This is a genomic window from Staphylococcus sp. AS1337, from assembly GCF_051408735.1.
Lineage (GTDB): Bacteria > Bacillota > Bacilli > Staphylococcales > Staphylococcaceae > Staphylococcus > Staphylococcus xylosus_B.
The window spans coordinates 14,568-27,084 of record NZ_JBOIHZ010000001.1 but is presented as its reverse complement, the minus strand read 5'-3'; the positions used below and the strand labels follow the sequence as shown (position 1 = coordinate 27,084).

Genomic DNA, 12,517 nt, shown 5'->3' with positions numbered 1-12,517 from the left:
TTGATTTATGACGAAATTATCATCAGATAAAGGTCCATTATATATACAAATAAAAGAAATTATTGAAGACCGTATTATTCATGGTATCTATACTATTGGAAACTATATACCAACTGAAATTGAATTTGAAGAAGAGTTTAATGTAAGCAAAGTAACAGTCAGAGCGGCTATTAAAGAATTAGTTACACTAGGATACTTGGAGAGAAAAAGCGGTAAAGGTACAACAGTCATTAACCATAAACAAGTGAGTAATGAAACCAATAATAAAAATTTTACAGAAAAACTTGTAGAACAAGGAAATAAAATTCATAAACTTATAAAAGACATTGTAGTAGAGACGCATGAAAAAAATAGTGAGTTATTTCAAATGTTTGGCGAGAAATCTTATAAAATTACAAGAGTCTATTTATTAAATGATAAACCATACATTCTATTTAATCATTATTTACCCTACCCATTAAGTAGTTTGGATGAGTATGGAGAATTAAAGCAAAATAATGATCTTTCTATATATAAAATTTTAGAAGATGAGCAAATAGAAATAAAAGATATTGAGGATAACTTCTCTGTAGATTTCAATGAACAAGCCACAGCGTACTTGAATCTTCAAACCTCAGATCCTTTACTTGTAAGGGAGAGAATATCGTATTCAGTAAATTACCAAATTGTTGAATATAGTATAGGTTATTACAATAGTAAATTGAAAAAATATAGTATCAGTCTGAAAGGATAAGCAATCTCTTGTGATTTGTTGGTAGCGCTAACATAATTGGGGGAAAAAGATGGATTCTAATATATATTTATTAATCATTACGCTACTTTCAATCGTTATTGTCATATTAGGCGTTGCATGGTGGAAATGGCATGCATTTATCAGTTTAACAGTGGCAGGTTTATTTTTAGCTATCATGGCAGGATTGTCTCCGGAAAAGATAGTTACAGCGTATGAAACGGGTGTAGGGGATGTTTTAGGCCACTTAGTAGGTATCTTAGCGTTAGGAACAATTTTAGGAAAACTAATGTCTGATTCTGGAGCAGGTATGCAAATATCTGATTATCTTGTTAAAGTCTTAGGTTATAAAAAATTACCATGGGCTATGATGCTATCCGGTTTTATAATCGGAATACCTGTATTTTTTGAAGTGGGGATTGTAATTTTATTACCACTTGTGATTTCAATTCATAAAACGACTAAGACGAATATATTACTTATTGCTATACCACTATTAGCAGGATTATCAATTGTGCATGGTATTGTACCACCACATCCTGGAGCTATGACAGCAATTGGCATATATGAAGCAAACATAGGTAAAGTGTTGTTATACTCGCTGCTGATTGCATTACCTACAGCAATTATAGCAGGACCTGTTTTTGGCAAGTTTATAAGTAAAAGGGTAATACCAGAAAAAGAACCGAATATTATTAAGGTAAACAATAAAACAAATGGTTTGCCAAGCGTTATTGTTTCATTTTTAGTAATTATTTTACCAGTACTTTTAATGTTGTTATCTATCGTGACACCTTATTTAGGGGATATTCCTAGCATATTAAAAAATACATTGTTATTCATAGGTAATCCAGTAATAGCATTATTAATATCTTGCTTTGCTGCATTCTATTTATTAGGATTCAAACAAGGTATGACGAAAAATGTAATTAAAGATTTGGTGGAAGAGTGTATCTTACCGATTGGTTCTATTATTTTAATTATAGGTGCTGGCGGAGGTTTTAAACAAATACTTATTGAAACAGGTGTGGGAGATTCAATTGCACAGATGACAGAACATCTTTCACTATCGCCATTACTATTAGCCTTTTTAGTAGCAGGCTTAATACGTGTCGCTACAGGTTCTGCCACTGTTGCTTTAACCACAGCTGCGGGAATAGTGTCACCAATTATCCAACATATGTCTGGCGTGAATTTAGAATTGTTGGTAATAGCTACTGGAGCAGGGTCATTAATGCTCTCTCATGTAAACGATGCTGGATTCTGGATGGTTAAAGAGTATTTAGGTTTAAATGTAAAAGAAACTTTTAAAACGTGGACAGCCATGGAAACTTTATTGTCATTTGTGGCATTTGCAATTGCTTTTGTAATAGATGGTATTATTTAGGTAGAAATCGTTTATAACATAAATATAAAAAGTCAGCCACCGGTAAGAATGGCTGACTTTTTTGATTTACAGTAAAATTAGCATGTTATAAAACTGGGGTTCAATTTTTAGCTTGTTTAGTTAGATTGACTTTGAATTTTTTCTGAATTACTTTGAACTTTTTCATCTTGATTTGAAACAGATGTCACGCTTTCCTTTTTCCAAACGCTTTCTAGTTCTTCAAGTGTTTTACCTTTGGTTTCAGGAATGAATTTCCACACGAATAGTCCTGATAAAATACTCATCAGTGCATAAAAACCATAAGTCATGGCGCCGCTAACATCCATCATAGTTGGATAAGTGGAAGTAATCGTAAAGTTAGCTAACCATTGAACTGCCACGGCTATTGCCATAGCACTACTTCTAATTCTATTAGGGAATATTTCTGATAATAATACCCAAATGATAGGTCCCCAACTCATCATAAATGAAGCAGTATAAAGTACTAGAAATATTAAAGTTATAATACCGAATGCACCGTTTGCAGCTAAGATACTCATACCAATCATGCCGATTGCCATACCAGTTGATCCAATTATTAGTAAAGGTTTCCGTCCAAATTTGTCTACATATAATATAGCAATGATTGTGAAGATTACGTTTACTAAGCCCATGACAACAGTTTGTATCATAGATGTGTTGCTACCTGAACCTAAATTTTCAAAAATACGAGGTGCATAATATAAAGCAACATTGATTCCAATAAATTGTTGGAAAACAGATAATAAAATACCTACTATAATAACAGTCTTACCAAAACTGAAAAGTGGTGCTTTTACATCTGTTAACTTATTTTTAGTAGCTAAAATGTCATTTAGTACATTTTGAGCATGATTCTTTGAAGAATAAATTCTATTAAGAACCGAGAGGGCTTCTGTATTTTTATTACTTAATGATAAGAACCTAGGTGTTTCAGGTACTAAAAATAATAAAAAGAAAAATGCTATTGCGGGAATCGCTTCAGTAATAAACATATAACGCCATCCAATATCTTGAATCCAGTTTTGGGATTGGCCATATGTAATACCGTAATTTACAAAATACACTACTAACATACCGAATATAATGGCAAATTGATTCCATGAAACGAGTTTACCTCTAATTGACGAAGGGGCTATTTCACTAATGTACATAGGAGAAATTGCAGAAGCTAATCCTACGCCGATACCACCAATAACACGGTACAGATTAAATGCAATGAGTAGGCCAAGGTTAGATCCAGTTGAATCAAAAAATAAAAATTCGGGATAGCCTGACAAAATTGCAGAAATGATAAATAGGATAGCAGCTACTTGTAATGACTTTTTTCTACCTAAGCGACTTGAAAAACTTGAAGACAATATACCACCAATAATACAACCTATTAGCGCACTAGAAACTGTGATGCCATGAATGAAACTGCCATAATCTTTCGTCAAATATTGCTGTAGAGATTGTTCAGCTCCAGAAATAACTGCTGTGTCATAGCCGAATAATAAACCACCGAGCGTTGCGATTAAAGCTATTTTAAAAATAAATTTCTTATTATTATAAGTTGACATATATCCATCCCCTTGATAGATCACTTAAATTTATTAAGTTTTTGAGTTACTGGCTGCGTAGCGTCATAAATTGTTTTATATATATTAAATAAGTCTTGATAAGATTTTGTGTTTGCTTCAATGGGGTATACTTTTTGATGGTATGCTATCCATGCTTCGCTCATGTCATTGAAAGTATTAAACCATTGTTCTCCCATAGCGGCTAACATTGCTGCACCATAAGCTGGACCTTGTTCTTCTGTTCGTGTAGAAATAGTTGAATTGAAAATATCTGCTTGAATTTGCAACCATTGATTATTTTTAGCTCCACCACCGATTGATACAATTTCATTAATGTTAATAGCGTTGTTTTTCATAATTTGAATACTTTCATTAATAGAGTAAGTAATGCCTTCTAGAACAGCGCGTTTCATATCGATCTGTGTCGTATTTGCATCTAAACCGATGAAACTACCTCGTACTGAAGCATCATTGTGTGGCGTACGTTCACCTAATAAATAAGGCGTGTACATTAATCCATTAGCACCAACTTCTGAGTGATTAAGATCTTTTAAGAAAGTAGTAAAATTTTCATCAGGAGAGATAAGTTGCTTAAGCCATTCCAAGCTATACCCAGCAGATAAAGTCACGCCCATAATGTATTTCTGGTTTGGAACACAATGATTAAAGTAATGTACGCTCCCATCATTTTTATAATCAATACGATTTTCAATAGACAATGCTACTCCTGAAGTTCCGATACTGACAAGTTGCTTTTGTTCGTTGGTAATACCTGAACCTAAAGCACCACAAGCATTATCTGCGCCACCTTGGTACACGTTAATGTTCCAATCAATACCTAAAGTATTTTTTACTTTTTCAGTTAATTGGCCACTTTTTTGGTGTGAAGCAATAATTTCAGGGCAAATGGATGGATCAATATTTAAATGATGCAATAATTCTGTAGACCAATTTTCATCTTTTACACTAAACATAATTGTACCTGCAGCGTCTGAAGGTTCTGTGTAAATATTACCTGTCAATTTATACACGATGTAGTCTTTAGGAAGCATAAACTTAGCGATACGCCTATAGTTGTTTTGCTCGTTATTCTTTAACCACATAAGCTTAGGTAAAGTGAACCCTTCTAATACTGTGTTTTGTGTTAATTCTAATAACGAATTAAGGCTTAGCTTTTGTTTAATGTCTTCAACTTCTTGAGATGTTCTTGTATCATTCCATAAAATGGCTGGTCTAATTGGATTGCCCTCTTGATCAATTATTACTAAGCCATGCATTTGTCCAGAAAAACTGATGCCAGTAATGTCACCCTGAGTATAATGATTTAAAATATGTTTTAGACTCTCCAACGTTGCTTCATACCAAATTTCAGGTTCAATTTCGCTGTATCCTGACTTAGGATGTGCCGTGTTATAAGAGACGCTGTAAGATTCTACAACGTCGCCACTTTTATTTACCACAAGAGTTTTTAAAGCACTCGTGCCAATATCCATACCAATTACATAGGCCATTTTTATCAATCCTTATTATTAATATTTAAGATATATTGGTTAATTTGTGATTTAATGACTTCTAAATGATCAGAAGCGTTATTAATCGTATTAATATTGAAAGCATAATCTTCTAACTCATTAAATGAAGTCTTTCCTTCAACTATTTTTTTACCAATGCCTTCATTAAATGATTTATATTTTTCATCCATAATGTTTTCAAAGAAATTATCTTCAATCATCTTATAAGCAACACGTAGGCCTAATGCGAAAGTATCCATACCTGCAATGTGAGTTAAAATTAAGTCTTCTTGTTTAAATGATGTTCTTCTAGGTTTAGCATCAAAGTTTAATCCGCCTGGAGCCAACCCACCATTTTTAAGTATTTCGTACATTGCTAACGTAGTATCATATACATCAGTTGGAAATTCATCTGTATCCCATCCTAAAAGAGGATGTCCTTGGTTAGCATCGACTGAACCCAACATATTATTATCACGTGCATATCTTAATTCGTGTTGGAATGTATGGCCAGCAAGTGTCGCGTGGTTAGCTTCAATATTAAATTTAAAGTCTTTATCTAAACCATATTTTTGTAAGAAAGCATGTGCGGTTGCCACATCAGTGTCATATTGATGTGTGGTAGGTTCTTTAGGTTTTGGTTCTATTAAAAATTGCCCTGTATAACCAATTTCATCTGCGTAACTTTTGGCCATCTTAAAGAAAGTAGCTAAGTTATCTAACTCTAATTTCATATTAGTATTTAATAAACTTTCATATCCTTCACGACCGCCCCAAAAAACAAAGTTTTCAGAACCAAGTTTTTTAGCAATTTCTAATGATTTTTTAACTTTTGCAGCTGCATATGCAAATACTTCAGCATTTGAAGACGTGGCTGCACCATGAACAAAACGCTCATGAGTAAAGTTGTTGGTTGTATTCCAAAGTAATTTCTTACCGGTTTGATCCATTTTTTCTTTAATAAGTTCTACGATGATGTCTAAATTTTCATTAGATTCTTTTAAAGATGCACCTTCTGGAGCAATGTCTACATCGTGAAAACAAAAGTAATCAATACGTGTTTTTTCCATAAATTCAAAAATTGCTTCTACTCTTGCTTTTGCTTTTTCCATCTCGTCTAATGAATCCCAATCACGTTCTGCAGCACCTACACCGAATGGATCAGAAAGGTCAGCAGTAAATGTGTGCCAATAAGCAACACTAAACCTTAAAAGTTCTGACATGGAGTGATTACCAAATTTTTCTTCGGGATTGTAATACTTAAAACTAAAAGCGTTATTTGACTTAGGACCTTCGTAATTTACTTTATTGATATCAAAATAAGACATAATATTCCTCCTATATTTTAGTTAGTTGATTTAACAAACAAACTAACTTTAGAGGTAATATAGCACATCGTTTATTTTTTGTAAACGCTTACTAAAAATAAAAAAAGAGTAGGACAAAAATCAATTTAGTTTGAAAGATTTTGTTGACCCACTCAAGTAAGGAGGAATAAACAGTCCGAGACATCTACTGTATGCCTCGGATTGCTGTGATTATTTAATATTCATTTGAATGTTATTTATATTTAAAGTCTTTTGCATTATTGCTAAGGTACCACCCAACAAAGTAGCTTGTTTTACATTAGTGGTCAGATGTATTTGAATTGAACTAGCTTGAGAAAAATACGAGAATTGTTTTTTAATTTCATTTAAAATATTAGGTAATTCATTAATTAAAGGACAGTTAATGTAAATAGCGTCTGGATTAAATTGTGTATTCAAATTATGAATAAGAACTGCCATTCTGTTTATAAATTGTTCAATTTCCTGAGCAACAATTGAATTTCCCGCATTATAATATTGGATTAGTTCTGTAAACGTAAGTGTGGCTCCCAACCTATTATTTATTTTCTGTATTAAAGCATCTTGAGAGCATATATCTTCGATTTTATAATATTTGTTGCCATTATCATTTATAGATCCCAAAACCAATGTTTTACCTATCTCTCCAGCCTCTCCATTTGAGCCACGATAAAGTTTTTTATTTATTATGATACCAGCACCTATACCTTTGTGAATACTTAAAGTAATCAAATTATCTATGTTTGAATTTATATATAGACTTTTTTCATATAGGGCTGATAAATTTGCTTCATTTTCTATAATGACAGGAACATTTGTGAATGACTTTAATTCATCAGTAAATGTGCTGCGTTCATTTTTATGAAAAGGAAGGTTGATAATGTTTTGCTCATCATCGACGATACCATGTATGGATATAGATATGCCTAGTAACCCATGTAACGTATCATATTTTTCTGACACATTTATATTAGATTTTAAAATTTGTAATATACTGCTTACATTTTTATCTTTTAATTCGTAGGAATCTTGCTTTAATATAGTGGCATCAAAGTAGTTGTACATTAATTCAACAGAATCATATGTTAAATCCATGGAAATATAGTAGCCATATTTTTGGTTGATTTCAAGTAAAATAGGCTTACGTCCACCACTTTTAGTACTATTACCTTCTCCTACTTCATTAACTAAACTCTTGTGTTTTAGGTTGTTCAGAATGTTAGAAATAGTAGCTTTATTAAGTTCTAAATTCTTCGATATTTGTGTTCGTGAAATATTACTATTATTGAATATTTGTTTTAATACACGCTTCTCATTTTCATTTACTATAAAATTATTTTCCATTTATTATTACCTCTTATCTAATTTGGACAGGGGAAGTTCGGTTAATATTACCAAGTGTAACATAGTGTAATGTGAGTACGTTGGCAAACGATATAAGCAACATTATTCTATAATCGATTATATATTATAAAGTGGAAAATATAAATTTAAGTTATAGACGTAGAATATTGAGTGAGAATAGATTGATTAATATACGTTACACTTTAATAATGAAAATTAATTTCGTATATTTCATTTATTGATTTTGCAATAATAGAATTTATATAATTATAATAAATTCGATTGACAACTGTTTTTGAAGCGAGTATTATATAAAAATGTATAAGGGGTGTACTGTTTTGGAGGTTTATATATCCCCATAAATTTGAATAGCTATAAACGCCCCGGAATAAGCATTTTAGCATGTTTCGGTTTTTAAAACTCTAATAGTACATACGGTGTACAATTATAAAAAGGAAGGTAAAAAAGATGTTTAATGAATTTAAATTTATTTTTAGAAACAAAATGTTAATAATAGCACTTATAGCGATAGCAGCTATCCCATTGCTATATGTAGCATTATTTGTAGGTTCTATGTGGAGCCCATATGATAAGACAGACCAATTAAAGATTTCCATTGTTAACCAAGACAAGACTGCAAAATTGAATGATGAAAAAGTTACAATCGGTGATGATGTAGTCGATAAATTAAAAGATAATGATAAATTTGACTTCCAAGAAGTTTCTAAAAAAGAAGCATATGACCAACTTGAAAGAGGGAAAAGTGTTGGTACAATTATTATTCCTAAAGATGCATCAAGTAATGCAACAACATTATTAGATAAAAATCCTAAAAAAATAAATTTAGAAACACAAGTAAATCCAGGATCAAGTTACACTGGTAGTCAATCAGCTCAAAAAGCCATTAATACAGTGACAGACTCAATCAAAGACAATATTCGTTCTAATTATTTAGACCAATTATTTGATAGTGCTAAAAAATCAAAATCTGGTTTCCAAGATACTTCTGAATCTTTAGGCGAAATGTCAGACGCCGAATCTCAACTTATTGATGGAAATCAACAAGTTACAGATGGTTTGAAACAGTTAGAACCTGCAGTAGGACAGCCTGCACAACAATTGATTTCAGGAAATCAACAAGTTACAGATGGTTTAACTCAATTACAACAAAATAATAATCAATTAAAAGAAAAAATTGACCAATCAGTTTCTCAACAAGAGGGTGTCGCATTTGAAGGAGATAACGAAAAAGCTCTAAATAATGTGACGAAAGTGAACGAAAATAACGCTACAGAAGCTGATAAATATGGTGAGACAATTGTTCCATATATGGCAAGTGTTAGTTTATTTGTAGGTGCAGTTTCATTTAGCGCAATTTATCCTTTAAGAAAAGTATTAAGTAAAGAGATTAAATCGATTAAACAAGCATTTGGCAAACTATTATTATATCTTGCACAAGGTACAATATCAGCACTTTTAATGAGTAGTTGGGCGATATTTGCACTGAATATGTCTATCGATAATATCGGTAAATTTATCTTAGTAGGATTATTGTGGGCTATCGCAGCAATTACCATTACAACATTCTTAAGTCTGTTGCTAGATAGAATCGGACTCTTTATATCAATGGTCTTATTGATACTACAGTTAAGTTCCAGTGAAGGGATGTTCCCAATAGAATTATCTGCACAATTCTTCAGATGGATTCACCCATTCTCACCAATGTCATACGCAATACAAGGTTATAGAGAAGCAATCTTTACTCATGCAGGACATTTTAACTTTGGTTTTGTTGTAGCCTTACTCATTGGTATTATTGTAGTAATGATGATTTTACAATATATAGTAATATTATGGTTTAACAAAAGACAAAGAGTACCATTCTCATTAGAGTTTAAATAAGTGTTATTCGGAGGTGGCTTATTTGGAAAATGTAGATAAGACAATTGAAGAAGCGATTATTAAATTTCAAATAGTAATGTTGCATTTAAATAAAGAAATTGTAGATATCGTTAAAGAGACCGGGTTAAGTAATTTGCTTTCAAGAGAACAAATTGAGGCAATGAGAATTATAAAAACTGAAGGCAAAGTAACGATTAATGAATTAGCTGGTTTACAAAATATTTTTAAAACGGCTGCATCAAAGCGTATAGCGAAATTAGAAGATATGGGCTATGTGCAACGTGCGCATTCAGATAATAAACGTATCAAACTCATTAAATTGAGTGATGAAGGTGAAGCATTTTTGAAGAAAGCAACAGCTGTTATGACAGAAGCAGTGAAAGATCGCCTTGGAAATAAATTTACAGCCGAAGAAGTTCATCATTTCGTAGATCAACTTACACATATTGATAATGCTTTTAGAGAACACAAATAAATTACAAAAAATGGCCCGAGACATACAGTGGTGTTTCGGGTCGTTTTTTATGTAGACATTCTTGTTGAAGATAAATTAATACAATGAAATCATTTTAGGTAAGTAGATTTTCTGTCTGGTTCACTTAATTTTCTGATTCAATATTATTAATAATAAATAATGAGTAACTATAATTAAAAAATATTAATACCTATAAAATATGGACTTAAATATTCGCAATTAGTATAATTAACATTGCAATTAAGTATTTTTTATATTATGTTGGTAAAGATTATTGTCTTAATAAATTTAATTTTATAAACAGGGGGAACATTGTTATGAAAAGAACAACAGAACGCGTACTAACATGGATCGGTATTGCGCTACAATTAATTGCTGTAATACTATTGGCTGTTTTAATTCCGATGTTTGGAAATAGTGAGCTCAAAGATACTTTTATTAATCAAATGATGCAAGAAGAGACTAGCGTTACATATGAAGATGCTAATGCATTCTTTAGTACATTAAGCGGACTTGTAACTGCAGGTTTAGTAATAGGTATTGTAATTTTAATTATTGCATTAATAGCAGCATTCTTAATTGGTAAAAAAGCTAAAATAGCAGGCGTTTTACTAATTATTGCAGGTGTAATTTCTTTATTAGGTAATTGGATTAATGCCGTACTGTGGATTGTTGCTGGTATCATGTTATTAGTGAGAAAGCCAAAAGCGCCTGTTTATAGTAAAGACAATGATGAGGATGTAAATCCATATATTAAAGATGGTTCACAAGTCAACGAACACAATAATTCGTTTGTTTTATCAGAAGAACAAAAAGAAAACGAAAAAGAAGCTATAAAAGATGAATATACAAAATCAGATGAAGAGAACAAATATAAGTATTAAATAGCAAGTGTAATAACATAATTTTAAGCACCAAGTCGGCCTTAATGTATGAGGGACTTGGTGTTTTTTATATATAAAAATTATGTGAAATTATTCATATTTTATTAAATGCAATATTTGTTGTAAATATTCGTATAACTCATGATGCTCAATTTTTTTATTTACTTGATTAATAGGATTTTGATTGATAAATTTTTTGGGTGACATGTGCATTATATTTTTAAAATCACGCAAATAAGTATTGTAAGAACGAAATCCGTATTGTCTCCAGATAGATTCCAAATTACCATGTAATAAAAGTTCCCTCGACAAATTATAAATCTTTACTTTTTTAATATACTTTAATAAAGATATATTCATTTTCTTTGAAAATTCACGTGATAGGTAACTACTGTTTACATAAAATTTCTTTGAAATGTAAGATAAAGTTAAAGGCTCTTTATAATTTGTATTAATATACTCAACTACATTTTTAACCAGTTTACTTGAATATGACATATTCACATATAAATTATCTTTTGAATGATTAAGATAATTAATAAGTTTTATCACTCCAATATCTGCATTGAAAAAATCTTCCTCTAGAATTACTTTTAAAATGTCAATATAAGTTTCAGTTATAACTTTGGGTGGCGGATAATTGTCTGAAGCTCCTTCTCGATATGCTAATGAAAAACGGTGATAGGTTATGTTATTTACAGAAATACAAGAAATTATAGCATGTCTACTAATTATTAAATTTTCTTCGAAGTCATAAACTATAAAAATTTCACCTTGTTGGAAAGTATATGTAGAGGTGAATTTTTGAAAGGAAATTTTACCTTCTATTACTAAATATATATTCGCAAAGTTAGGCGTATTTAGATAGTCGAGTTTGTCATGTTGTTTATAAATAACTAGGTTGTAATTCACTATGTTACCTCCGTCTTTTTATATTGGAATGTAATTCTCGAATTAAATTCAGCTACGAAAGCATATATTATATTGAAAATATTACAGGTAATTTATATTATGGTCAATTATTAAAATATAGATAAATAAAAACTACTTGATAATATAAAATGTTTATTTTAGGTGGGTATTCAACATGACTCTTAAAATATTTTCGTTTAGAAATACTATTATTTTACTATGGTTTTTAGATTTGAATTCACCATAGAAGTTTTGGATACTCATGCTCAATTCATTGAGGGAGTAATATAAATAACCTTTAGATTATCAAGATGTTCATTGCTTATTAAAAAATATTTCTATATAGTCATACGCTTGTATTGTTTTTGATTTATTAAATATAAAGTATTGAATAAACTAAATTGTTTTATTGAGGAAGATGTATAAAAGGTGTAAATTAATATTAT

At 30.9% G+C, this 12,517-nt stretch carries 10 protein-coding genes; 5 read left to right on the top strand and 5 right to left on the bottom strand.

Annotated elements, in window-relative coordinates; genetic code table 11:
- Nucleotides 1-7: 7 nt before the first annotated feature.
- Both ACSUE0_RS00105 and ACSUE0_RS00100 read left to right on the top strand, forming a co-directional pair.
- Nucleotides 8-733 (top strand): GntR family transcriptional regulator, encoded by a 726-nt coding sequence (locus ACSUE0_RS00105; protein WP_119614125.1) that lies wholly within the window; start codon nucleotides 8-10, stop codon nucleotides 731-733.
- A 49-nt stretch (nucleotides 734-782) separates the two neighbouring features.
- Nucleotides 783-2,117 (top strand): GntT/GntP/DsdX family permease, encoded by a 1,335-nt coding sequence (locus ACSUE0_RS00100; RefSeq protein WP_119614126.1) that lies wholly within the window; start codon nucleotides 783-785, stop codon nucleotides 2,115-2,117.
- Between the two features lie 116 nt (nucleotides 2,118-2,233).
- Here ACSUE0_RS00100 and xylE read toward each other — a convergent pair whose 3' ends face one another.
- The 4 genes from xylE to xylR form a co-directional block, all read right to left on the bottom strand.
- Nucleotides 2,234-3,697, bottom strand: coding sequence for a D-xylose transporter XylE (xylE, locus tag ACSUE0_RS00095; protein WP_436955459.1), 1,464 nt, complete (start codon nucleotides 3,695-3,697; stop codon nucleotides 2,234-2,236).
- 20 nt (nucleotides 3,698-3,717) lie between these two features.
- The gene (xylB, locus tag ACSUE0_RS00090; RefSeq protein WP_436955457.1) at nucleotides 3,718-5,208 is read right to left on the bottom strand and encodes a xylulokinase; all 1,491 of its coding nucleotides are present in this window, start codon (nucleotides 5,206-5,208) and stop codon (nucleotides 3,718-3,720) included.
- 5 nt (nucleotides 5,209-5,213) lie between these two features.
- Nucleotides 5,214-6,536, bottom strand: coding sequence for a xylose isomerase (gene xylA, locus ACSUE0_RS00085; RefSeq protein WP_119614129.1), 1,323 nt, complete (start codon nucleotides 6,534-6,536; stop codon nucleotides 5,214-5,216).
- Nucleotides 6,537-6,746: 210 nt separating this feature from the next.
- The gene (gene xylR, locus ACSUE0_RS00080) at nucleotides 6,747-7,898 is read right to left on the bottom strand and encodes a transcriptional repressor XylR (protein ID WP_107551954.1); all 1,152 of its coding nucleotides are present in this window, start codon (nucleotides 7,896-7,898) and stop codon (nucleotides 6,747-6,749) included.
- Nucleotides 7,899-8,366: 468 nt separating this feature from the next.
- Between xylR and ACSUE0_RS00075 the strand changes: the two genes are divergently transcribed.
- The 3 genes from ACSUE0_RS00075 (at nucleotide 8,367) to ACSUE0_RS00065 (ending at nucleotide 11,159) form a co-directional block, all read left to right on the top strand.
- Nucleotides 8,367-9,800, top strand: coding sequence for a YhgE/Pip family protein (locus ACSUE0_RS00075; RefSeq protein ID WP_119614131.1), 1,434 nt, complete (start codon nucleotides 8,367-8,369; stop codon nucleotides 9,798-9,800).
- 22 nt (nucleotides 9,801-9,822) lie between these two features.
- Complete coding sequence (locus ACSUE0_RS00070) at nucleotides 9,823-10,275, top strand: MarR family winged helix-turn-helix transcriptional regulator (RefSeq protein ID WP_017723972.1); 453 nt, start codon at nucleotides 9,823-9,825, stop codon at nucleotides 10,273-10,275.
- Nucleotides 10,276-10,592: 317 nt separating this feature from the next.
- Entirely contained in the window at nucleotides 10,593-11,159 is a 567-nt protein-coding gene (locus ACSUE0_RS00065) for a DUF4064 domain-containing protein (RefSeq protein WP_119614132.1), read from the top strand.
- Between the two features lie 90 nt (nucleotides 11,160-11,249).
- On the opposite strand, the gene ACSUE0_RS00060 is transcribed toward ACSUE0_RS00065, so the two are convergent.
- Nucleotides 11,250-12,071, bottom strand: a complete 822-nt coding sequence (locus ACSUE0_RS00060; protein ID WP_436955453.1) for a helix-turn-helix domain-containing protein — start codon at nucleotides 12,069-12,071, stop codon at nucleotides 11,250-11,252.
- Between the last annotated feature and the right edge of the window lie 446 nt (nucleotides 12,072-12,517).